Source organism: Psychroserpens luteus (assembly GCF_015319355.1).
GTDB classification, from domain to species: domain Bacteria; phylum Bacteroidota; class Bacteroidia; order Flavobacteriales; family Flavobacteriaceae; genus Psychroserpens; species Psychroserpens luteus.
On record NZ_JADILU010000009.1, the window covers coordinates 1 to 23771 of the forward strand.

Genomic DNA, 23771 nt, shown 5'->3' on the forward strand with positions numbered 1-23771 from the left:
AAAATTTTTTAAACTCTAAAATCAATAAATCTTTATAAGAACTTAACCAAACGTCTTGCGATTAGCGGGTGCAAATATACCACCCTTTTTGTTTCTCACAACTCTATTTTGATTTTATTTTTAAAAACTTTTTAAAGCTTTAAATCAATACCTTTTTATAAGAACTTTGCTAATCGTCTTGCGCTTAGCGGGTGCAAATATACTACCCTTTTTATTTTCTATCCTAATCTTTTGCAACCTTTTTTTGAATAGATTTTAAAGAGAACCTCTATGCATTACTAATGAATGTGTTAGAAGATGACAAACTCATAATTTAATTAGAAAGTCTAATTTCTGAGGTAGAATAACAACATCTAAGATTAAGTATGACAACTATTGTTTGTCACTATTTAAGATACTATCTTTGTAGACTTAATTACTTAGGTTACTATATTATGATAGATATTACTTTGCCTGATGGCACTATTAAAACTTTTGAAGACGGAACAACTCCAATGGGAGTTGCTAAAAGTATAAGTGAGGGATTTGCTAGAAACGTAATTTCAGCAAAATTCAATAAAGAAACTATAGAGACTTCTACTCCTTTATATAGTAGTGGTTCTTTAGTTCTTTATACATGGTCTAATGATGAAGGTAAAAAAGCTTTCTGGCATTCTACATCCCATGTGTTAGCTCAGGCGTTAGAAGAATTATATCCTGGAATCAAATTATCTATTGGACCTGCTATTGAAAACGGATTTTACTATGATGTAGATTTTGGAGATCATACCATTTCAGAAAAAGACTTTAAGTCTATAGAAAACAAAATGCTTGAAATCGCAAGAGGAAAACATGACTTTAAAATGCGAGCTGTCACTAAAGATGAAGCCCTATCATTATATAAGTCTCAAAACAATGAATACAAAGTTGAATTAATTGAAAATCTTGAAGATGGTACAATTACATTTTGCGACCATTCTACATTTACTGATTTATGTCGTGGTGGACATATTCCAAATACAGGAATAATTAAAGCTATAAAAATCATGTCAGTCGCTGGTGCATATTGGAGAGGTGACGAGAACAACAAGCAACTGACAAGAATTTATGGTATCTCATTTCCGAAGCAAAAAGAATTAACCGAGTATTTGCATCTATTAGAAGAAGCAAAAAAACGCGACCATAGAAAACTAGGTAAAGAATTAGAATTATTTACATTTTCACAAAAAGTTGGTCAAGGTCTTCCTCTTTGGCTTCCAAAAGGCGCTGCATTAAGAGAACGTCTTGAAAACTTTTTAAAAGCAGCTCAGAAAAAAGCTGGTTATGAAATGGTTATTACGCCTCATATTGCACAAAAAGAACTTTATGTAACATCTGGTCATTTTGCAAAATATGGTGAAGATAGTTTTCAACCTATCCATACACCAAATGAAGGTGAAGAATTCTTGTTGAAACCAATGAATTGCCCTCATCACTGTGAGATATATAATGCAAAACCATTTTCATATAAAGAGTTACCAAAACGGTTTGCTGAGTTTGGTACTGTATATAGATATGAGCAAAGTGGAGAATTACATGGATTAACGCGTGTTAGAGGTTTTACACAAGATGACGCTCATATTTTCTGTACGCCGGATCAATTAGATAAAGAATTCAAAGATGTTATTGATTTAGTTCTTTATGTTTTTGGTTCATTAGGCTTTGAGAACTTTAAGGCTCAAGTCTCTTTAAGGGATCCTGAAAATCCAGACAAATATATAGGTAGTGATGAAAATTGGAAAAAAGCAGAAGATGCTATATTAAGTGCAGCAATTGACAAAGGTCTGGATTATGTTGTCGAAACTGGAGAAGCTGCTTTTTATGGTCCAAAATTAGACTTCATGGTCAAAGATGCTTTGGGCAGAAACTGGCAACTAGGAACAATTCAAGTAGATTACAATCTACCTGAACGTTTTGACCTCACATATAAAGGTAGTGATAATGAACTACATAGACCTGTAATGATACATCGTGCTCCTTTTGGAAGTATGGAACGTTTTATTGCTATTTTGCTAGAGCATACAGGTGGTAATTTCCCATTATGGTTGATGCCAGAACAAGCAATTATATTATCATTAAGTGAGAAATATGAAAAATACTCCGAAAAAGTTTTAAGTTTGCTAGAAAATCACGAAATTCGCGCCCTTGTAGATAACAGAAATGAAACTATTGGTAAGAAAATCCGTGAAGCGGAAATGAACAAAATACCGTTCATGATTATCATTGGAGAGAATGAAGAGAGTGAAAATATGATTTCTGTAAGGAAACATGGTGGAGAAGACTTAGGCATGATTAGTGTAGATGAGTTTTCAGAAATCGTTACAAATGAAGTAAATAAAACATTAAAAACGTTTAAATAAAAATTAGTTTAACTTAAATATATAAGCCATAGCAATACGTAGAAGACACAACTCTAAGAGAGTAGTAAAAGAAGATCAACACAAAATCAACTCTAAAATTAGAGCCGAAAAGATAAGACTTGTAGGTGATAATATAGAGGTAGGAATTTATGCAACTAAAGACGCACTAGCCATTGCAGACGAGCAAGGGTTTGATCTTGTTGAAATTTCACCAAAAGCTGATCCTCCTGTATGCAAGGTTATGGACTATAAGAAGTTTCTTTATGAACAAAAGAAACGTGATAAAGCTCTAAAATCTAAAGCAACAAAGGTAACAATCAAAGAAATTCGTTTTGGTCCTCAAACAGATGACCATGATTACGAGTTTAAAAAGAAACATGCTGAGAAGTTTTTAAAAGACGGAGCAAAATTGAAAGCATTTGTGTTTTTCAAAGGACGATCAATCATATTTAAAGAACAAGGTCAAATCTTATTATTAAGATTAGCTCAAGATCTAGAAGAATTAGGTAAGGTTGAACAGATGCCTCGATTAGAGGGTAAGCGTATGACAATGTTCATCGCACCAAAAAAAGTAAAATAAACTGAACCGACGCTTCGGAACAGTTTTGAAGATAATAAGCGAATCGTAAATAAAATAGGAAAACAATGCCTAAAATGAAAACAAAATCTAGTGCTAAAAAGCGTTTTAAGCTTACAGGTACTGGTAAAATTAAAAGAAAGCACGCCTTTAAGAGTCACATCTTAACAAAGAAGTCTAAAAAGCGTAAGCTTAAATTAACTCATGATGGTTTAGTACATAAAGCAGATGAGAACAATATTAAAGTAATGTTACGTTTAAAGTAACATTGTTTTAATCGGTTAAAACAAATTTATAAACCCTGGAGTTAGGCAAAAATATTTAGCAAGTGTCGTAAAGACCGCCTACTACAAAAAACAATTAAAAAAATGCCAAGATCAGTAAATTCAGTAGCAAAGAGAGCCAGAAGAAAAAAGGTTCTTAAGCAAGCAAAAGGTTACTTTGGAAGACGTAAAAACGTTTGGACAGTAGCAAAAAATGCGGTTGACAAAGCGATGCAATATTCGTATAGAGACCGTAGAGTAAAAAAGAGAAATTTCCGTTCATTATGGATCATGCGTATTAACGCAGGAGCTAGACAGCATGGAATGAGCTATTCAAGATTTATGGGAAAACTTAAAGCTAATAACATCGAATTGAACCGTAAAGTTCTTGCAGATTTAGCGATGAATAATCCTGTAGCTTTTGAAGCAATAGTAAACAAAGTAAAGTAAGGCGTTTGCCTAAACAATAACAACAATTCGCTTATAAAAACCGATTCAGAAATGAATCGGTTTTTTTTATGCCTTAACTTTTCCTATTAAGATCTGCTCGCTAAAAGTAGATTAGATAACTATTTCATTTTTTTAAGTAACTTACAGTTTAAATAAAACTAATCAAATGAAACGCATTCAACTCATCACACTCCTCCTCCTCCTTCTTTCTGTAAATAGTTTTAGTCAAGACGATGAAAAAGACAAAGAAAAGAAAAAGCCTTGGGATGTTTCAAACCCTGAAGGTAATTGGGATTTTAAAGAATTAAAACTATCTACTGATGAAGGTACATGGATGAATCTTGATTTAAGTCCAGACGGTAAATCTATCGTTTTTGATTTATTAGGAGATATTTACAAACTAGATACTAATGGTGGAAAGGCAACGATTTTAAGAGAAGGACTTCCTTTTGAAATTCAGCCACGTTTTAGTCCAGATGGACAATATATTTCTTTTACTAGTGATGCTGGTGGAGGAGATAATATTTGGATTATGAATAGTGATGGCTCTAATGCAAAACAGGTCACTAAAGAAAAATTTAGATTATTAAATAATGCTATCTGGACACCAGATGGAAATTACCTAATTGCCAGAAAACATTTCACTTCTGGTCGCTCACTTGGTGCTGGTGAGATGTGGATGTATCATAAAACAGGGGGAAGCGGTATTCAATTAACTAAAAAGAAAAATGATCAACAAGACGTCAATGAGCCAACATTGTCTCCAAATGGCAAATATCTTTATTATAGCGAAAGTGTATATCCAGGCGGTTTCTTTCAATATAATAAAGATCCAAACAGTCAAATCTATGTGATTAATCGTTATGACATGGAAACCGGTAAAATTAACAGAATCACAGGTGGTCCAGGAGGAGCTGCTCGTCCACAAATTTCAAGAGATGGTAAAAAAATTGCTTTTATAAAAAGAGTTCGAACCAAATCTGTTTTATATATTCATGACTTAGAAACTGGTGAAGAGTGGCCAATTTATGATCAACTTAATAAAGATCAACAAGAGGCATGGGCAATTTTTGGTGTTTACACCAATTTCAATTGGATGCCAAATAACGAAGACATTGTAATTTGGTCTGGAGGAAAAATAAACAAGATTAATAGCAAGACACTTAAGGTTTCTGATATTCCATTTCAAGTTGATGCTACAATCAAAATTGCAAAAGCCATTGAATTTGATACTCCTGTAGCTCCAGAAACTTTTGATGCTAAAGTGATTCGTCATGCTGTGACTTCTCCTAATGGAAAGTCAATTGTATTTAATGCTTTGGGATATTTATATACTCAGAAATTACCCAATGGAAAAGCTAAACGTTTAACTACTGGAACCGATTTTGAATTTGAACCTGCCTTCTCTCCTGACGGAAATATAATAACTTATGTGACTTGGAATGATGAAAATTTAGGAGCAATATATTCAGTATCTACAAATGGTGGAACTCCAATAAAATTATCTTCGGAAAAAGGTATCTATAGAAATCTGTCGTATGCACATAATGGAAAACATATTGTGTACAGAAAAGAAGGTGGAAACAATGAACAAGGAAGAACTTTTACCAAGAAAACTGGTTTATATCTTATGAATGCTGATGGATCTGATCCTAAACGTGTTTCAAAAGAAGGTGATTATGCTATGTTTAATACTGATGATACAAGAATTATTTATCAAAAAGGTGGTCAGTTTTTTGGAGCATTGACTAAAGAATTAAAAAGTGTAGACCTTAATGGTTTTGACGAACGTACCCTTGTAAAATCTAAACATGGAAATATTCTAGTTCCTAGTCCTGACGGAAATTGGATAGCTTTCGTTCATTTACATAAAGTATATATAGCTCCAATGCCTAAAGTTGGAACAACTTTGGATTTGACAGACAAATCTAAATTTGTCCCAATTACGCAACTTTCAAAAGATGCAGGTATTAATTTGCATTGGTCAAAAGATAGTAAGACTATACATTGGACTTTAGGCAATATGTATTATTCATCTAAAGTTTCCGAAGATATAAAACTTGTAGAAATAGGTACGAAGATCAATTTAGAAGTAAAAACCGATAAACCTAAAGGGAGAATTGCTTTAAAAGGTGCTCGAATTATTACAATGGAAGGCGATGAAGTCATTGAAAATGGAACGATTATTATCAATAATAATAGAATTGAAGCTATAGGAAAAGCTTTAGAAATCTCAATTCCTAAAGATGCCATGGTATATGACGTTACTGGAAAAACAATTATGCCTGGAATGGTTGATGCACATGCGCATATTGGAGGGTTTCGTTCTGGATTAACAACTCAAAAACATTGGCAATTTTATGCTAATCTCGCTTATGGTGTAACAACTTCTCATGATCCTTCGGCAAACTCTGAAACAGTTTTTGCTCTTTCAGAATTACAAAAAAATGGAACACTCGTTGGTCCTCGCCTCTACTCTACTGGGTTTATTTTATATGGAGCAGACGGTGATTTTAAAGCGGTCATTAATAATCTAGAAGATGCTCGATCCTCTATTAGAAGAACAAAAGCATTTGGTGCATTATCGGTAAAAAGTTATAATCAACCAAGACGTGAACAAAGACAACAGGTTTTACAAGCAGCTCGAGAAGAAGGAATCTTCGTCGTTCCTGAAGGTGGATCTACATTTTATCATAACATCACTATGGTGATGGATGGGCATACTGGTGTAGAACACAATATTCCTGTGGCTCCAGTTTATAAGGATGTACTCGAACTTTGGGGACAAAGTAATGTAGGTTATACGCCTACGCTTATTGTAAATTATGGCGGAATGAATGGCGAAATGTACTGGTACCAAAATACAAACGTTTGGGAAAATGAAAAGCTTTTGAAATATACTCCTAGAGCTATTATTGATTCTCGCTCAAGACATCGCATTATGATACCTGATGAAGAATATGAAAATGGACATATATTGGTTTCTAAAACTGTTAAAGCATTAAGTGATGCTGGTGTTAAAGTAAATCTTGGTGCCCATGGACAACTACAAGGTCTTGGCGCTCATTGGGAATTATGGATGTTACAACAAGGTGGCATGTCAAATCATGAAGCACTTAAAGCTGCGACTATTAATAGTGCTAATTATATTGGTGCTGGTAATGATATTGGTTCTCTTAAAACAGGTAAACTGGCAGATTTAATTGTCATGGATGACAATCCTTTAGAAGACATTAGAAATTCTGAAAGCATTATTTATACCATGATTAATGGTCGTATGTATGATACTGAAACGATGAATGAAATTGGTAATGAACCCAAAGAACGAACACAGTTCTATTGGGAAAATTCTAAATACAATCAAGCATTCCCTTGGCATGAAGAAACACAAAGTTTCACTAGAGGTGCTTGTGGTTGCCATGTAGGTGCTCATTAAAACAAAAAACCGATTCAGAAATGAATCGGTTTTTTGTTATTTTTCATTGATGGCTATAATATTTAATTTGTCTTGCTTGCCTTTGAGCAAAATATCACCAATACTTTTTGAAATATATTTAGGCTTTAATTGCATTTGGTCTAGAAGCTCATCAGATATTAATAAAGCCTCATCATATTTGTTACATTCGTCTTGTATTCTTGCTGTTGTATTAATAACGTCTCCATGAAATGCTAATTCTTTTTTAATTGTACCTACTTGAGTAATAATTAATTCACCACCATGCACACCTGCTTTAAAAAAGGGTTCGAGATTATAGTTTTTAATGTAATATTTAGAGCGCCTTTTTAGTTGGTTTGCAAATGCAAAGTACAATCCTATACAGTTATTACTTTTTAATCCCTTTTTTAATTTCCATGAAATGACCGCTTCATCACCAACATATTGATATATTTCACCATCAAATCGAGTTACAATTTTATTTAAATCGAAGAAACAATCCTGTAATAATTTGCTGTATTTATTATGACCAAGCTCTTCTGCAATTGTGGTAGATGATTTTAAATCAATAAACATGAAAATACGGTCTTCTTCTGTTGGATTTCTATATTTACCTATAAGCATATTAAACAATACACCTTTACCAAATTTCTCTAAGGCCAATTTCAGAAATAAAAAAATAAAAGATGCTAAGAAGAAATATGATGTTGCTAACCAAAAAAGTGCACTATTTTTCCACCAACCTCGTTCATTTTGCAAATCAACATCCATCTCATTTTCTATTAGAGTAATAATAAATGTTAACGAAAATATTAAAACAAGGATGTATAATACTGTTTTTAATAGTATTGACAATCCTAAATAGATGTTATTCGTAATGAGTTTTTCAAATATGAATTCAATGATTGCATAAAGAACTCCTACTAAAATACCAAGGATAATACCAAAGTGAATCCACTCTGTGATTGGTACATCATTTTTTGGGTTTATATAAGTAAGCCCTTGTTCTTCTCCATGCGCTATAAAACGAATAAGTATAAAAACAGAAAAAGCTATCACCCAAAAGATAATAGCGAAAAATAGTTGTTTTGTAAACTGTTTGAGATTATACATTATGTATTTTACTTAATATTTCATCTATAACAAATTTAAATTCTCTCCAATTAATGGTTCATCTCCATCATTATCCCAACTTTCAATTAACATTGATGCGACTTAACCTTTAATGAAAACGCTAATTTCTGCTTATTATAAGAGTTTAACAATCTCACCTTTTGACAATTTATCACCACTAGCCTTATCTAAAAATGCCAATGCTTCTTTCTGGAGAATTGAAATGATTAGTAATGACAATTTGAATTTTCTTGAGTAATTTCTTTTTTGAATCCAAATATACATTTAAAAACAAATTGAATTAAGTCTTTTGCTTCTTCTTTTTTGCTGCAGGAAACAATACATTATTAAGTATTAGTCGATATCCTGGAGACGTTGGATGCAAATCTAACTCAGTTTTTGGATCACCAACTTTATGTGTGTAATCTTCTGGATCATGACCTCCATAAAATGTAAAAAAACCTTTTCCTTTAATACCATGAATATATTTAGCTTCTCCATTGGTTTTATTTTCTCCCAAAACTAAGACGTTAGACTTAATTTCTTCACGAGTAAAAGACGTTGTTTGTCCCATAAAACCTTTAACTAAAGCTGTATGATTTTGATTTAGCATTGCAGGAATTGGATCCCACTTAGCAGAGAATTCCATAAGCGTAAAATAATCTGTAATTTTTGGGATACGACGTTTTCTAGTCATATCAATTGATGAAAACTCATAAACATTAGGACTTGTTTCTAATAAGTAATCTTTAAAAGCCATGGTTTTAGAATAATCAATCTTGTTTTGATATCCAGCATCACTTCCATCACCATCAAACATAGGCTCGCAAATGTCAATTCCATCTGCAGACAATGCTATATCAAAACTATCTGTCGCACTACACATGGCAAACATGAATCCTCCACCAATAACATACTCTCTAATTTTTTTAGCAACTGCTAATTTTTCTTCGGAAACTTTAGAATAACCCAAACTCGTCGCTAATGCTTCTGCATCTTTCTTTTCTTGAATATACCATGATGCAGAACGATAAGCTCTATAAAATTTACCATATTGTCCAGTAAAATCTTCATGATGTAAATGCAACCAATCATATAATAACAAAGCATCATTTAGTACTTCTTCGTCATAAATGGTTTCATAAGGAATTTCAGCATACGTCAATACCATAGTCACTGCATCGTCCCAAGGTTGCAAACCTTTTGGTGTATAAACTGCAATTTTAGGTGCTTTTTCTAATACGACTGCTTCCATATTTTGTGACGGACTAGCAATCATTTCTAAAATTTCTTCTGCTTTAGAATTGGATATCACCTCAAAAGTAACACCTCTAATTTGACATTCTCTTTGAATTTCTTCGGAATCTGGTAATAAAAAAGATCCGCCTTTATAATTTAAAAGCCATTTGACTTTTAATTGTTTTTCTAATGTCCAATACGTAATACCATAGGCTTTTAAATGGTTGCCCTGACCTTCAGAATCCATTGGGATTAAAATATATGAGGCATATACTTGAATGGAAAAAAGAAACAAAACCAATACTATAATTGTCTTTTTCATGTATTATATGTAAAATTTTAAACGGTCATACGTTGTTTACGATTAATCATTCTCTTTAATGATAACGCTATTAACATGCTCGTTTCATACTTGAAATATACTCAAAAATTATTCCGAAGCTAAACCCTTTAATATAGTTTTATAGATTTTTTAGCACAAATGTATTCATTTAAGTCAATGCTAACTTTTGGAGTTCTTTATAATAAGGCAAACATTCTTGTAATAATGGTTTTAAATGCTTCGGAAATGGTTCTGATTTAGGTTTATATTCTGAAAAACCAGAAGATTTATGCACATTATCATACCAATATTTTGCCCAAACTCCATCTTCTTTGCGATGAGATGGTTTCCATTTAAGCATATTTTCATCAAACGGAATCCCAATGTGCTCACATAATTGTCTCAACACACCTTCAGGGTTTAATAATACGTTCTTAGAATTGAGTACAACAAAATCAATATTATTTTTTCTGAATTCTTGAATTAAATCTATGTGCAATTTATAGCCAACATCATCAATAGTTGGGTTTTTAATGACTTTATCAAAAGAGGGTAACATTTCCAAAGGGTTTCTAGTAAGAATCACATTGGTCAATCCTTTCATAAATGAACGATCTAAATCTAACAAATGATGCGTCATGTTTTTAAAGAATAGGACTTGTTTTTCCGAAGAATTCATCATCATTTCTAATACTTTATCACCATCATTTTCCATAGTTGACAAAATATCTTCAGCTCCAGGATGATATTCTTTAGCATTAGATTTTTTTAGATAATAAGCGTAAAGAGGTTCATCAAAAACCTTTGTATCATTACGCTGAGCAAAACTATACATCAAGGCAGTTGATATATTTCGAGGTCCAGACCAAACCGAAATTCGTTTTACACCATCATTTCTCATAAGCCACAGCATCCTCAATTAGTTCATGATAAAGAGCACTTAATTTTCTGGTAAAATCACCATAAGATTGAGAACCTATTTGGCGACCATCAATTTTAGTTACAGGTGTTAAACCACCAAAAGTTCCAGTAACAAAAGCTTCATCAGCACCATAGACATCAAATAGAGAAAAATCTTTTTGATGACACGTTATTCCATTGATATGACAAGCTTCAATAACTTTCGCTCTGGTAATTCCATTCATACAATATTGTCCAGTTGATGTCCATACTTCTCCATTTTTTATAATGAAAAAATTAGTTGCATTACACGTAGACACGAAACCATTAACGTCTAGCATTAGCGCCTCATCTGCTCCAGCTTCTATAGCTTGAATAAGTGCTTGAACTTCGTGTAGTTTACTGTGACAATTCAATCTAGGATCTAAATAATCTGGAGAACCACGTCTTATTGTAGAAGTAAAAAGGGTAATTCCTTTTTCTTTACTTTCTTCGGAAGCTTTTTTATATTCAGGAATAATAACAATATTAGGTCCAGAAATTGTTAGTCTGGGATCTTGGGATGGTGTTTTTTTTATTCCGCGTGTAATCATGATCCGAACATGAACATGATCTGTCATATTATTTTTATTAAGCACTTCCCAAATTATAGCTATTAGTTCTTCTTTAGAAAACGGAAACTTCATACCAACAGTTGCTGCAGATGTCCATAAGCGATCCAAGTGATCATCAATAAAAACCAATACGCCTTTGTGTAAACGTAACGCTTCCCAAATTCCATCTCCTACAAGATAACCACTATCAAATACTGAGATTTTAGCATCTTCTCTTCGGAAATATTCTCCGTTAATATAAATTTTGATGTCTTTGTTTCTGTCATCTGCGACAGCATTATGCGTTCCATGAACCATGTTTTCTAAATTAGAGATGATTCTAGAAAGATAATTATTTTGTATGACAGTTTGAGATAAAAGTTTATCTGTTTAGAGAATATAGAGTTTGAATTAGAAGTAAGAAAAAAGATTAAAGACTAGAAATAAATCTATTTTCTACGTGGTTTAATAGTAGGTTCTGGTCCAGAAAGCAATGATGCAATAACTTTGGTTCCTGGAAATTGTTCCAAAATAATCTTAATAAATACTGTAATTGGGATTGCCATAATTAATCCTGGAATTCCCCAAATAAATCCCCAAAGCATTAACATAATTAATACAGCTATTACATTGATAGAAAATGATTTCCCCATAAACACAGGTTCTAATATGGCTCCAAATACTACTTGAACTCCAGTAATAGAAACAATAAAGAAGAATAATGTGCTTGTAGGATCTAATTCCACAAAAGCAAAAATAGATAGCAATATGACAGATATAAACGAACCTACCATTTGAACAAAATTGATTAAGAATGCAAATAATCCCCAAAATATTGGGAAACTCACATCAAAGAATACACAAGCTAATCCTGTAAAAATCCCTGTCAATAAACTCACCAAAAACTTAACCTTGATAAAAGTAATTAAGTCTCTTTCAATTCTCATAAATGCTTTTATTGAGGTATGCTTTCGTTTTAAAATAGTATTATTTAATACGTTGTGCATATTGATAGATTCTGATAACCATAAAATGGTAAAGAAGACTATCATTAAAATATTGGTAAGAAACTTTCTAATAAAATCAAATGTAGAACCTATGTTCTCTTTTGCAAAAAATTGAGCTAAGAAGTTACCATTTTGATTGTAATCTATACCAAATCGATCATGCATATAAAGCATGAGATCATGTATTTTAACTTCTGCTTTTGCAAAAAAGCTAGTATCATTAGATAATATTTGTTTGCTTGACAATTGCACAAGCTCCACTCCTATCATCACACCAGCTACAATTAGAGCTAATACAATAACAATACTGAGTAATCTAGGCACATTACGTCTTCCCAACCAACGCATTAATGGCAAAAACAATAATGCGATAAACATTGAAGATATCAACGGAATGAATATAAATGATAAAATTTTGAGTAAATAAAATACGACAGGAACCACTATAAATAATAGTAGAATATTAGTTGTTCGTCTTTGTTCTAACATGAGGCAATGTTTGTTTCTTAATCAAGAATTCATTTTGACTTTGTCTTTTACCTGCAAAATTTCCATTTTGCACTCTAATTTCGCTATTTTATTTAACGTAGCGATGCTATGTTAAATAAAAAACAGCTTCATTACATCACAAAAGCGAAACCTTTCGGTTTAAAACTAAAAATCAAAATAAATTCTGAAAAGCAAATTTAGGGGAAAATGTTGTTATTGAGGTAGAAAACGAAACGAGTTTTAATAAATAAATGTTAAAAAATTCATTGTTTTAGAGACATTACTTCTTCTAAAAGAGCTGGCAAACCTGATTCATTTATCGCATCATTATTCCAGAAGCTCAATACACAACTTACAAAACGACCTCTAATCTCTTCTGCTACATAATAAATTGTAAGTGTCTTAGCTCCAGACATTCCTACGAGTAATGAGTTTACTCCAGTCACATCGTAAACAGCAGATTTAGCAATCGTCTCTTTTCCTTCAAAAATAATTGTAATAGATTTTTCAGAAATAACTTTGCCTCCTTTTTTGTGTTTTGTGACAAGAAACTGCTCCTCTACATTTTGTTTTGCGCTTTCTATTGTTTTATGAATAGACCAATTCATTTGACCATAATAAGGACATTGCATATTTCTTACATTCATCCATCTGCAATTACCGCCTAAGCCTATTTTCCTTCCAGCAAACTCTATACTATCTATAGAAGAAGAAACAAAAGTTTTTTCAGGTATGTGTTCTGTAAGAAAATCATTTACAAACTGTCTTTCAAACACCAGATCTCTTTCTTTTGTGTATGTGAATGAAATGATGGTAACTTTTGTATTATTATCAAGAATGTAATAGACGACATTTAATTTTAGATTTTCTGTTAGAATTTCTGACTTATCATACACGTAATTATCTACTGCTAATTCTGAGTCTTTAGACTTTGGATCATTTTTTTTAATTTTATAGGTACGCAAAACTTTTTTTAAATCCTTCTCATTGAATTTTGAATTAAAAGATTTTGAAGTAATATCTATACCATCAACATTATAAAAAACAGCATTTGAATTAATAACCGCTTGTAATCTATCAAAATAGTTATCATCTTGAGAGTAAGCATTACTACAAATACAAAGCAATAAAAAAGTAACTACTTGTTTCATTTTAAAAAGGCACATCATTATCATCTTCCTCTGGAGTTCCAAAAGCATCAGAAGCAGAAGGGAATTTATCTGGAGTAAACGAATCATCATTTGAAGCTGCATTCATTTTAGAATGGAATTCTCCAAATGGTGTATCAAAATCATCTAGATTATCAAACTTACCTAAATGTCCAATAAACTTAAGTCTTATACTTTCTAGTCCACCATTTCTGTGTTTAGCGACAATAAATTCTCCTTGACCTTCGGTTGGTGAGCGTTCATCATCATCCCATTCGTCAATTTTATAGTATTCTGGTCTGTAAATAAAGGATACAATATCTGCATCCTGCTCAATAGCTCCAGATTCACGTAAATCTGATAGTAATGGACGCTTACTTCCACCACGCGTTTCTACTGCACGAGATAATTGTGATAATGCAATTACAGGAATCGCTAATTCTTTTGCTAATGCTTTAAGGTTTCGAGAAATGGTTGAAATCTCTTGTTCACGATTTCCTCCTTTTTGACTTCCACCTGCTGTCATTAACTGCAGGTAATCAATCATTATCATTTTAATTCCGTATTGAGACGCCAAACGTCTTGCTTTTGCACGTAAATCGAAAATAGATAACGAAGGCGTATCATCAATAAATAAAGGTGCTTTTTCTAAAGTTTTCACCTTGACGTTCAATTGTTCCCACTCGTGCTTTTCTAATTTACCTGTTCTTAACTTTTCTGAAGATAGGTTCGTTTCCGAAGAAATTAAACGTGTAATTAATTGTACAGATGACATCTCTAATGAGAAAAATGCTACAGGAATATTACTCTCTACAGCAACGTTTCTTGCCATTGTTAAAGTAAATGCTGTTTTACCCATACCTGGACGTGCAGCAATAATAATTAAATCACTTGGCTGCCAACCTGAAGTCAATTTATCTAATTTGGTAAATCCTGTTGGAATACCACTCGTCCCATCTTTATTAGAAATCTCTTCAATCTTCTTTTTTGCTTGAATTACTAAACTTTGAGCAGACTCTGTTGATTTCTTAACGTTACCTTGGGTAACTTCATAAAGTTTAGATTCTGCAGTATCTAATAAATCAAAAACATCTTTGGTTTCATCATAAGCTTCTTCAATAATTTCGTTAGAAATTTTAATCAAACTTCTCTGAATATATTTTTGCAGAATAATACGAGCATGAAACTCAATATGTGCAGAAGATGATACACGTTGGGTTAAAGAAATTAAGTAAAAATCACCACCTATCAAATCTAGTTTTGCGTCCTTCTTTAATTGACTAGAAACGGTTAATAAGTCAATAGGTTCACTGTTTTCAAATAATTTAAAAATTGCTTCAAAGATGTGTTTATGAGCATCTTTGTAAAAAGCATCAACACTTAAAATATCAATAACCTCATCAACACCCTTTTTATCAATCATCATAGCGCCAAGCACAACCTCTTCTAAATCAAGGGCTTGAGGAGGTATTTTACCTTTCTCTAAGCTAATAATTGTGCTTTTATCTATTGGATATCCTTGTATTTGGTTGGGTTGCTTCATAAGTGCGAAAGTAAATAAAATGTATTCTAATAATGAATTTGAAATTTCTCAATCTTAACAGGTCATCAACAATTTAACTGTTAATAACTTGATTATATTGTTAATAGCGACAAAAAAAACCGAAACAAAAAGTTTCAGTTTTTTTTAAGCCTATGTTTTATAAGGATTAGCCTTTATAAACTCCCATCTCTAAGTATTTTTCCATACGTTGATTCACTAAATCTTTTGGTGATAAGTTTTTAAGGGCCTCATAATTTTTTTCAATAGCATTTTTAACTGCTAAAAATGTTACTTTTCTATCTGTATGTGCTCCTCCTAATGGTTCCTTAATTATCTCATCAATTAATTTAAGGCGTTTCATATCTGGTGATGTTAATTTCAAAGCCTCTGCTGCTTGTTCTTTATACTCCCAACTTCTCCATAAAATAGATGAACAAGATTCTGGTGAGATTACAGAGTACCATGTGTTTTCTAACATCAATACTTTATTTCCAACTCCTATACCTAAAGCTCCACCAGATGCGCCTTCTCCAATAATAATTGTTATTATTGGCACTTTAAGACGTGTCATCTCTAGAATGTTTCTAGCAATTGCTTCTCCTTGTCCGCGTTCTTCTGCTTCCAATCCTGGATATGCTCCTGGAGTATCAATTAAGGTGACTACAGGAATTCCGAATTTTTCGGCAGATTTCATTAAACGCAATGCTTTACGGTAGCCTTCTGGATTTGACATCCCAAAGTTTCTATATTGACGAGTTTTGGTATTAAATCCTTTTTGTTGACCAATAAACATGTATGATTGATCTCCAATCTTACCTAAACCACCAATCATCGCTTTGTCATCCTTAACATTACGATCACCATGTAACTCTAAAAATGAATCTCCACATAACGCTTTGATATAATCTAATGTGTAAGGTCTTTCTGGATGCCTTGACATTTGTACACGTTGCCATGCAGTCAAGTTTTTATATATATCTTTTTTAGTTTCGAGTAACTTTTTTTCGATTTTTTTACACGTTTGTGTCACATCAACTTCACTCTCTTCGCCTATTATTTGGCATTTTTCAAGTTGGTCTTGAAGTTCTTTTATTGGTAGTTCAAAATCTAAATATTCCATAGAAATTTTGATTAGTTAAATTTGTAGTTAGTTAGTACAAATATAAAAACTTTCTATCAGTTAAAGATTGAATATACTTGAAAAGAAATATTGTTTTCAATTTTGTTTTCTTCGGAAATGAGCCAAAATAAATCACAATGATTCTATTGACACACCAATTAATACTAAAGTTCTATTAAGATTTGCTTGTTACTGACTTTCGGTTTTTATGGTTCTTGTAGTTTTTAAGAATGCCATCTGCTAATACTGTGGCTAATACCAAAAATGCACCATAATAAAATTGTGTGCTCATGGTTTCGGTTTCAGGAAATAACAATAAAGCTAAAGCAATACCATATAAAGGTTCTAGATTGTAGGTGAGAATTACAGTATACGGACTTAAATGTCGCATCACATCTACAGAGCCTATAAATGCATAAGCTGTACAGATAGATGCTAGTATTGAAATGTAAATCCAATCTGATGTTGATAGGATGAAAAATTCCGCAGAAAAACCACCTTGAAATAATAGAATAAATAAAGAGAGAAATACAACACCACTTATAAATTCATAAAATGAGATGACTGTAGCGCGATGTTCTGCAATAAATTTTCCGTTAATGACAGCAAATAATGTGGAGAACAATGCTGAGGTGATGCCTAATAAAATCCCATTAAGATATTTGATTTCACTTTGTGTGATTAGAAAAACGCCTAGTATGACAATTATTCCGAAGAGAATTTCATACCATATAATTTTCCGTTTATAAACCAAAGGTTCTATAAAAGAAGCAAAAAAAGCACCTGTAGAAAACATCGCCAAAGTTATAGAAACATTGGATTGATTGATGGCTTCAAAAAACGTAATCCAATGCAATGCAATAATAATTCCTGCTCCAAAAAACTTAAGCTTGGCTTTTGTTGAGACTTGTATTTTCAGCTTAATAATTTTGATATATAAAAACATTAAAATGCCTGCAATGAGCATGCGATACCAAACTAAAGCTGACGAACCAATAGAAATTAATTCTCCAAGAACAGCTGTAAAACCAGCTATAAAAACCAGAAAATGTAAATGGAGATAATTTTTAAACTTAACGCTTGGCATTGAACAACAGATAAGCAGCTAATATACCAAAAACTAAATTGGGCAACCACACTGCTACTATTGGCGAAAAGCTAGACTGCGCTGCCATCACACCAAAGACTTTATCAAAAAAGACAAAAACCATAGCAATTGTAATCCCAAAAGCTAGATTAATTCCCATACCTCCTCGACGTTTAATTGAGGATACAGAAACCGCAATAATAGTCAAAATAAATACCGAAACTGGTAAACTCCATTTTTTGTATTTCACGACCTCGTAACGACCAATGTTTGAAGATCCTCTTCGTTTTTCTTTTTCAATGAATCTGGTGAGTTCTCCGTATTGAAGGGTTTCGGCAATATATTCTTCTGGAGTTAAATCATCTGTATCAAACTCAAAATTCATTTCTTTTCTTCTAGCAGTCTCAATAAGATCATTATCTGTACCAAAAACACGCTTTGTGTAGTTATTCAAACGATATGTAGAATCTTGGTCAACAATAGAAGACGCAGTAATTTTGTAGGTAAGTTTATTACCTTCAAAATGTTCTAAAGTAAAGTTACTCCCACGTTTAGTCACAGGATTAAAACTACTTACATAGATATAATCATTATCATTAATTTGCCGATAAATGTTTGTGGTTTGAGTAATTTGAGCATTTTTTTTAAGATACTTATATTTAAACTCATTAAACCCTTTACTTGCTTTAGGAGCTAGATACAATCCCATTATCAGCGCTAAACCAGCAATAATTGTAGCTCCAATCATATAAGGTCTCAAAAATCTCCAAAAAGACACTCCTGAACTTAAAAAAGCAACAATCTCTGTATTATTTGCTAGTTTAGATGTAAACCAAATTACTGATATAAATAAAAATATTGGATATAATAAATTGGCAAAATAAACTGTGAAATCTAGATAGTACTGAGCTACTGCCACAAAAGGAACCTCTTGTTGTAAAATCTTATCAATTTTCTCAGCGAGATTTACTGTAATCCCAATAGGAATAAACAGTAATAACATCATTAAAAATGTGAGCAAATAGCGTTTTAATATGTACCAATCGAGAATCTTCACGTATTATAATCTTTTATCCATTTGTTTCACCATTTTATCCTTCCAAGCTCTAAAATCTCCAGCTATAATATGTTTTCTAGCTTCTCGTGTTAACCACAAATAGAATCCTAGATTATGTATTGTTGCTATTTGTTTTCCTAATAATTCATTTACAGTAAACAAATGTCTTAAGTATGCTTTGCTATACTCTAAATCAACAAACGTAATTCCCATTTCATCAACAGGAGAAAAATCATCTGCCCATTTTAAGTTTTTAATATTTATAGAACCATGAGCTGTAAATAACATTCCGTTTCTTGCGTTACGCGTTGGCATCACACAATCAAACATATCTACACCCAAAGCAATATTCTCTAAAATATTAATTGGTGTTCCAACTCCCATTAAATATCTTGGCTTGTCCCAAGGGAGAATTTCACAAACAACATCTGTCATGGCATACATTTCTTCTGCTGGCTCTCCAACAGATAATCCTCCAATAGCATTTCCTTGAGCTCCAGAATTCGCAATATACTCTGCAGATTGTTGACGTAAATCTTTATATGTACTACCTTGAACTATTGGAAAAAAAGTTTGCTCATAATCATATTTAAATGGCGTTTTTTCTAAATGTGATATACAACGATCTAACCAACGATGTGTCATATGCATAGAACGTTTTGCATAATTATAATCACAAGGATAAGGTGTGCATTCATCAAATGCCATGATGATATCTGCTCCAATACTACGTTGAATTTCCATCACATTCTCTGGAGTAAATACATGATAACTACCATCAATGTGTGATTTAAACTTCACTCCTTCTTCCTTAATCTTTCTATTATCAGATAATGAATAGACTTGGTAACCACCAGAATCTGTTAAGATATTTCTATCCCAATTCATAAACTTATGCAAACCTCCTGCTTTCTCTAAAATAGGCGTTTGAGGTCTCAAAAATAAATGATAAGTATTTCCCAAAATTACATCAGGATTTATATCATTTTTAAGTTCGCGTTGATGCACACCTTTCACAGATGCAACAGTACCAACAGGCATAAATATAGGAGTCTCAATTTGACCATGATCTGTTGTAATTACACCAGCTCTAGCTTTACTTTGAGTGTCACTTGCTTTTAATTCAAATTTCATAAAACGTATTCGTAAGTGGACAAAGATAATTATCTCGATGTATTATGGTCTTAAACATTTAATAAAATTATGACTTCGGAAACTTTAAATCTAGTTTTCATATTTCATTTGAATAAAAATTGTTAGCAAATGATTGAAATCGTTAATAAGTGCATCCTCTCTATTTTTGATTCCCCTTTTGAAAACTTTATTTTTGATGCTTAAAATATTCACACTGTTTATATGCCAAACACACAACAATTACAAGATTTAACAACCCAAGTTCGTAGAGATATTTTACGAATGGTTCACAAAGTAAACTCAGGTCACCCAGGAGGTTCATTAGGATGTGCCGAATTTTTAGTAGCACTCTATCAAGAGATTATGGATAGAAAAGACACTTTTGATATGGATGGAATTGGTGAAGACCTATTCTTTTTATCAAACGGTCATATTTCACCTGTTTTTTATAGTGTTTTGGCTAGATCAGGATATTTTCCTGTAGAAGAGCTAAATACATTTAGATTAATTAACTCAAGATTACAAGGCCATCCAACAACTCACGATGGTTTACCTGGAGTACGAATTGCATCTGGATCATTAGGTCAAGGATTTAGCGTCGCTTTAGGAGCTGCACAAACTAAAAAATTAAATGGTGATAACCATTTGGTGTATAGTTTACATGGTGACGGTGAGTTACAAGAAGGTCAAAACTGGGAAGGTATCATGTATGCTGCTGGTAATAACGTAGATAATATTATTTCTACTATAGATTTAAACGGACAACAAATTGATGGATCTACAGATACTGTATTACCAATGGGTAGTATAAGAACTAAGTTTGAAGCTTTTGGTTGGACTGTTTTAGATATTGAAAAAGGAAATGATATAGATGCTATTTTAGAAGGAATGGCTAAAGCAAAAGCACTAACAGGTAAAGGAAAACCTGTATGTGTATTACTACATACAGTAATGGGTAATGGTGTAGATTTTATGATGTACACGCATGCTTGGCATGGTAAAGCACCTAATGATGAACAATTAGCCGAAGGATTGTCTCAAAATGCTGAAACTTTAGGAGACTACTAACCATCACAATCTAGAAATTACATGAAGACATATACAAATACAGGAAATAAAGATACACGCTCAGGATTTGGAGCAGGATTAACAGAATTAGGACAAACAAATGAAAACGTTGTTGCACTTTGTGCCGATTTGATTGGTTCTCTTAAAATGGATGATTTCAAAGCAAACCATCCAGAACGTTTTTTCCAAGTGGGAATTGCAGAGGCTAATATGATTGGTCTTGCAGCAGGAATGACTATTGGAGGAAAAATTCCTTTTACAGGAACTTTTGCGAATTTTTCTACAGGTCGTGTTTATGACCAAATAAGACAAAGTGTTGCCTATTCTGATAAAAATGTAAAAATCTGTGCATCTCATGCAGGATTAACATTAGGAGAAGATGGAGCAACTCATCAAATCCTTGAAGATATAGGTTTAATGAAAATGCTTCCAGGAATGACTGTAATTAACACCTGTGATTACAATCAAACTAAAGCTGCAACTATTGCAATAGCAAAGCATCATGGACCTGTCTATTTACGTTTTGGAAGACCAAAAGTAGCCAACTTTACTCCAGAAGATCAAAACTTTGAAATAGGTAAAGCTGTAAAATTAACCGAAGGTAATGATGTTACCATTCTTGCTACTGGACATTTAGTTTGGGAAGCGCTTGAAGCTGCAAAGACATTAAATGAAAAAGGGATTTCTGCAGAAGTTATTAATATACACACCATAAAACCTCTTGACGACAAAGCCATTATAGACTCTGTTGCAAAAACTGGTTGTGTCGTTACTGCTGAAGAGCATAGCGTTATAGGTGGTTTAGGAGAAAGTGTTGCCAGAGTATTATCTCAACATCAACCAACTCCTCAAGAATTTGTTGGTACAAAAGACACATTTGGAGAATCTGGAACTGCAGATCAACTCATGGAAAAATATGGATTAAATGCGAATGCTATTATCAAAGCTTCAGAATTGGTCACAAAAAGAAAGTAATTAAGACTTCTCTTATTAAGTAACACTTAAAAATCTAGCTCTAATCAGCTAGATTTTTTTTATTTTTATTTGTAAATATTATCTGGCAAATTTCAGGAAATAAAGAAATAATTATCGTTTGGCAACGTTTTTGATATTATACATCCAAATCAAAAAAAACGAATATTATGCAAAAATTAGTTATTAGTACGTTTTTATTAACGTTAATTTGTTTCAGTGCTCAAGCACAAAAGGGAAGTTCATTTGGTATAAAAGGTGGACTTAATTACAATGCGAATGGAGATTATTTTGAATCTATTGGTGAGAATGCACAAAATCCAGATCGTAATGTTGGTTATCATCTAGGTGTCTTTGGTAAAATTGGAAACCAATTATATTTTAGACCAGAACTTATGTACACAAGTACAAAAAGTGACTACGACAGTGATGAGTTCACAATGAAAAAAATTGACGCTCCTTTACTTGTAGGTATTAAAGTTATTGGACCAGTTAGTGTCTTCGCAGGACCATCTTTACAATATATTCTAGATACTGAATTTGATGGTATTAATATTGATAATGTAGAAGATGATTTTTCGGTTGGACTAAATTTTGGTGTTGGATTAAACTTCAACAAAATTGGTATTGATTTAAGATACGAAAGAGGATTTAGTAACAATGAAGCCACATTTATTGGTAATAATTTAGGAGAAGGCGTTGTGAGTAGAATTGACACAAGACCAGATCAATTAATTTTGAGTTTGTCTATTGCTTTATAATTCATCAGTAAAAGTTATAGTATAAAAAAAGACGCATTTAGCGTCTTTTTTTGTTTGTATTTAAAATAGGATCTATATTAACTATCTATTTGATTAGACTCAGTTGAATCCTCATCTAAATAGTTTGGTATTCCATCCATATCAGAATCGTCATTAGTTGGATCTCCATCATTATCTAAATCTTCATATATTGTTAATACTCCGTCTCCATCATCATCAATATCAATATAATTTGGAATCTCATCACCATCTGTATCATCATCTGTTATGTTCTCATTTCCATCAAGATCTTCTAGATGTGTATATACACCATCACCATCATGATCATTAGGTTCTGAAGTATATAATTCAAACTTAAATATCAAGTTGGAGTATGTTGGAATAGTATATGGAGGTGAATTAAAATATGCCAAACCTGATGGTAAAAACATAACACCTAAACCATAATTACTATAACTTACTGTACCATCTTCATTTATAACAGGTCCACTTTCTGCAGTTTTAAAATCTTGTATTACATCTCTCCAACCTGGAATTACACCAATTAAATCTAATGTTATTGGATTAACAGTACTATCAAAAACATCCCCATCTTGCTCAAACCCCGTGTAACTAATACTTACGTCATCTGTGAAATTTGGTTTAGGGCCTCCATCTCCATCAAATAATGCTGGATTTAAATCTAAAACGTAATATTCATAGACTTGACTTTGGTATGATGTTGTATAGGTAACAACATCATTTATCAATAACTCATTTGGATTACCATCTCCATCTGTTGGTGATTCTGAAATGATAATATCTTCTTTGGTATAGTCTGCAGATGAGTCACTAAAAAAAGATTTATTGTAGTAATGGGTCTGTAAATAATCTAAAAGAGAATCGTTATCTACGATTTGTTGCTCACCTCTATCACGAGCTGGCACAATAACTACATCTGTATCGTCTGGAGTACAAGCCCCAAGTGTTGCAAACAAAATGACAATTAAAATTGTTATGTATTTAGAATTCATGGTGATTAATTTTTCTTTAATTCAAATTAAATTTGAATTGTTCAATATTGCTTATTTTTAAGGCGCAAGATACAATAATATAATACTTTTGCACAATACAA

21 protein-coding genes are annotated in these 23771 nt (G+C 32.4%); 9 read left to right on the plus strand and 12 right to left on the minus strand.

Features of this window, described 5'->3' with window-relative positions; genetic code table 11:
- The first annotated feature begins 434 nt into the window (after window positions 1–434).
- The 5 genes from thrS (at window position 435) to IM744_RS18225 (ending at window position 7104) form a co-directional block, all read left to right on the plus strand.
- Window positions 435–2378 carry a threonine--tRNA ligase gene (gene thrS / locus IM744_RS18205; RefSeq protein WP_194509611.1) on the plus strand — a complete coding sequence of 648 codons (1944 nt, stop codon included), beginning with the start codon at window positions 435–437 and terminating at the stop codon, window positions 2376–2378.
- A 34-nt stretch (window positions 2379–2412) separates the two neighbouring features.
- Window positions 2413–2958, plus strand: coding sequence for a translation initiation factor IF-3 (infC, locus tag IM744_RS18210; protein ID WP_194509762.1), 546 nt, complete (start codon window positions 2413–2415; stop codon window positions 2956–2958).
- 65 nt (window positions 2959–3023) lie between these two features.
- A complete protein-coding gene (gene rpmI / locus IM744_RS18215) occupies window positions 3024–3221 on the plus strand; it encodes a 50S ribosomal protein L35 (protein WP_055435293.1) in 198 nt (65 codons plus the stop codon).
- A 102-nt stretch (window positions 3222–3323) separates the two neighbouring features.
- Entirely contained in the window at window positions 3324–3668 is a 345-nt protein-coding gene (gene rplT, locus IM744_RS18220) for a 50S ribosomal protein L20 (protein ID WP_194509612.1), read from the plus strand.
- Between the two features lie 166 nt (window positions 3669–3834).
- Complete coding sequence (locus IM744_RS18225; protein WP_194509613.1) at window positions 3835–7104, plus strand: amidohydrolase family protein; 3270 nt, start codon at window positions 3835–3837, stop codon at window positions 7102–7104.
- A 36-nt stretch (window positions 7105–7140) separates the two neighbouring features.
- Here IM744_RS18225 and IM744_RS18230 read toward each other — a convergent pair whose 3' ends face one another.
- A complete protein-coding gene (locus tag IM744_RS18230; RefSeq protein WP_194509614.1) occupies window positions 7141–8217 on the minus strand; it encodes an adenylate/guanylate cyclase domain-containing protein in 1077 nt (358 codons plus the stop codon).
- 112 nt (window positions 8218–8329) lie between these two features.
- Between IM744_RS18230 and IM744_RS18235 the strand changes: the two genes are divergently transcribed.
- Entirely contained in the window at window positions 8330–8476 is a 147-nt protein-coding gene (locus IM744_RS18235) for a hypothetical protein (RefSeq protein WP_194509615.1), read from the plus strand.
- A gap of 42 nt (window positions 8477–8518) precedes the next feature.
- Here the strand turns inward: IM744_RS18235 and IM744_RS18240 are convergent, their stop codons facing one another.
- The 10 genes from IM744_RS18240 to tgt form a co-directional block, all read right to left on the minus strand.
- Window positions 8519–9703, minus strand: a complete 1185-nt coding sequence (locus tag IM744_RS18240) for an asparagine synthetase B (RefSeq protein WP_379660217.1) — start codon at window positions 9701–9703, stop codon at window positions 8519–8521.
- A 244-nt stretch (window positions 9704–9947) separates the two neighbouring features.
- The gene (locus IM744_RS18245) at window positions 9948–10691 is read right to left on the minus strand and encodes a sulfotransferase (protein ID WP_241738368.1); all 744 of its coding nucleotides are present in this window, start codon (window positions 10689–10691) and stop codon (window positions 9948–9950) included.
- Entirely contained in the window at window positions 10669–11589 is a 921-nt protein-coding gene (locus IM744_RS18250; protein WP_194509617.1) for an aminotransferase class IV, read from the minus strand. The genes IM744_RS18245 and IM744_RS18250 overlap by 23 nt, the downstream gene beginning before the upstream one ends.
- Before the next feature lie 131 nt (window positions 11590–11720).
- Window positions 11721–12767 (minus strand): AI-2E family transporter, encoded by a 1047-nt coding sequence (locus IM744_RS18255; RefSeq protein ID WP_194509618.1) that lies wholly within the window; start codon window positions 12765–12767, stop codon window positions 11721–11723.
- Window positions 12768–13030: 263 nt separating this feature from the next.
- Window positions 13031–13918 carry a hypothetical protein gene (locus IM744_RS18260; protein WP_194509619.1) on the minus strand — a complete coding sequence of 296 codons (888 nt, stop codon included), beginning with the start codon at window positions 13916–13918 and terminating at the stop codon, window positions 13031–13033.
- A 1-nt stretch (window position 13919) separates the two neighbouring features.
- Entirely contained in the window at window positions 13920–15458 is a 1539-nt protein-coding gene (gene dnaB / locus IM744_RS18265; protein ID WP_194509620.1) for a replicative DNA helicase, read from the minus strand.
- 166 nt (window positions 15459–15624) lie between these two features.
- Window positions 15625–16578, minus strand: a complete 954-nt coding sequence (locus IM744_RS18270) for an acetyl-CoA carboxylase carboxyltransferase subunit alpha (protein ID WP_194509621.1) — start codon at window positions 16576–16578, stop codon at window positions 15625–15627.
- 175 nt (window positions 16579–16753) lie between these two features.
- Entirely contained in the window at window positions 16754–17665 is a 912-nt protein-coding gene (locus IM744_RS18275; protein WP_194509622.1) for a DMT family transporter, read from the minus strand.
- Window positions 17652–18722, minus strand: coding sequence for an LptF/LptG family permease (locus IM744_RS18280; RefSeq protein ID WP_194509623.1), 1071 nt, complete (start codon window positions 18720–18722; stop codon window positions 17652–17654). The genes IM744_RS18275 and IM744_RS18280 overlap by 14 nt, the downstream gene beginning before the upstream one ends.
- A gap of 3 nt (window positions 18723–18725) precedes the next feature.
- The gene (gene tgt / locus IM744_RS18285; RefSeq protein WP_194509624.1) at window positions 18726–19856 is read right to left on the minus strand and encodes a tRNA guanosine(34) transglycosylase Tgt; all 1131 of its coding nucleotides are present in this window, start codon (window positions 19854–19856) and stop codon (window positions 18726–18728) included.
- Between the two features lie 222 nt (window positions 19857–20078).
- On the opposite strand from tgt, the gene IM744_RS18290 reads away from it, so the two are divergent.
- The 3 genes from IM744_RS18290 to IM744_RS18300 all read left to right on the plus strand — a co-directional run bounded on the left by IM744_RS18290 (window position 20079) and on the right by IM744_RS18300 (window position 22657).
- On the plus strand, window positions 20079–20924 hold the full coding sequence (locus tag IM744_RS18290) for a transketolase (protein ID WP_194509625.1): 846 nt from the start codon (window positions 20079–20081) through the stop codon (window positions 20922–20924).
- Between the two features lie 21 nt (window positions 20925–20945).
- Window positions 20946–21899, plus strand: coding sequence for a transketolase family protein (locus IM744_RS18295; protein ID WP_194509626.1), 954 nt, complete (start codon window positions 20946–20948; stop codon window positions 21897–21899).
- Window positions 21900–22066: 167 nt separating this feature from the next.
- Window positions 22067–22657, plus strand: a complete 591-nt coding sequence (locus IM744_RS18300; protein WP_194509627.1) for a porin family protein — start codon at window positions 22067–22069, stop codon at window positions 22655–22657.
- Between the two features lie 77 nt (window positions 22658–22734).
- Here IM744_RS18300 and IM744_RS18305 read toward each other — a convergent pair whose 3' ends face one another.
- Complete coding sequence (locus IM744_RS18305; protein ID WP_194509628.1) at window positions 22735–23670, minus strand: FKBP-type peptidyl-prolyl cis-trans isomerase; 936 nt, start codon at window positions 23668–23670, stop codon at window positions 22735–22737.
- Between the last annotated feature and the right edge of the window lie 101 nt (window positions 23671–23771).

What these genes read in the sequence shown, in the direction of transcription:
- IM744_RS18255 (WP_194509618.1), bottom strand. Translation starts at nt 12,767, where the DNA reads ATGTTAGAACAAAGACGAACAACTAATATTCTACTATTATTTATAGTG.
- dnaB (WP_194509620.1), bottom strand. Translation starts at nt 15,458, where the DNA reads ATGAAGCAACCCAACCAAATACAAGGATATCCAATAGATAAAAGCACA.
- IM744_RS18270 (WP_194509621.1), bottom strand. Translation starts at nt 16,578, where the DNA reads ATGGAATATTTAGATTTTGAACTACCAATAAAAGAACTTCAAGACCAA.
- IM744_RS18240 (WP_379660217.1), bottom strand. Translation starts at nt 9,703, where the DNA reads ATGGATTCTGAAGGTCAGGGCAACCATTTAAAAGCCTATGGTATTACG.
- IM744_RS18235 (WP_194509615.1), top strand. Translation starts at nt 8,330, where the DNA reads ATGAAAACGCTAATTTCTGCTTATTATAAGAGTTTAACAATCTCACCT.
- IM744_RS18290 (WP_194509625.1), top strand. Translation starts at nt 20,079, where the DNA reads ATGCCAAACACACAACAATTACAAGATTTAACAACCCAAGTTCGTAGA.
- rpmI (WP_055435293.1), top strand. Translation starts at nt 3,024, where the DNA reads ATGCCTAAAATGAAAACAAAATCTAGTGCTAAAAAGCGTTTTAAGCTT.
- IM744_RS18260 (WP_194509619.1), bottom strand. Translation starts at nt 13,918, where the DNA reads ATGAAACAAGTAGTTACTTTTTTATTGCTTTGTATTTGTAGTAATGCT.
- tgt (WP_194509624.1), bottom strand. Translation starts at nt 19,856, where the DNA reads ATGAAATTTGAATTAAAAGCAAGTGACACTCAAAGTAAAGCTAGAGCT.
- thrS (WP_194509611.1), top strand. Translation starts at nt 435, where the DNA reads ATGATAGATATTACTTTGCCTGATGGCACTATTAAAACTTTTGAAGAC.
- IM744_RS18250 (WP_194509617.1), bottom strand. Translation starts at nt 11,589, where the DNA reads ATGGTTCATGGAACGCATAATGCTGTCGCAGATGACAGAAACAAAGAC.
- rplT (WP_194509612.1), top strand. Translation starts at nt 3,324, where the DNA reads ATGCCAAGATCAGTAAATTCAGTAGCAAAGAGAGCCAGAAGAAAAAAG.
- IM744_RS18300 (WP_194509627.1), top strand. Translation starts at nt 22,067, where the DNA reads ATGCAAAAATTAGTTATTAGTACGTTTTTATTAACGTTAATTTGTTTC.
- IM744_RS18245 (WP_241738368.1), bottom strand. Translation starts at nt 10,691, where the DNA reads ATGCTGTGGCTTATGAGAAATGATGGTGTAAAACGAATTTCGGTTTGG.
- IM744_RS18275 (WP_194509622.1), bottom strand. Translation starts at nt 17,665, where the DNA reads ATGCCAAGCGTTAAGTTTAAAAATTATCTCCATTTACATTTTCTGGTT.
- IM744_RS18225 (WP_194509613.1), top strand. Translation starts at nt 3,835, where the DNA reads ATGAAACGCATTCAACTCATCACACTCCTCCTCCTCCTTCTTTCTGTA.
- IM744_RS18305 (WP_194509628.1), bottom strand. Translation starts at nt 23,670, where the DNA reads ATGAATTCTAAATACATAACAATTTTAATTGTCATTTTGTTTGCAACA.
- IM744_RS18295 (WP_194509626.1), top strand. Translation starts at nt 20,946, where the DNA reads ATGAAGACATATACAAATACAGGAAATAAAGATACACGCTCAGGATTT.
- IM744_RS18230 (WP_194509614.1), bottom strand. Translation starts at nt 8,217, where the DNA reads ATGTATAATCTCAAACAGTTTACAAAACAACTATTTTTCGCTATTATC.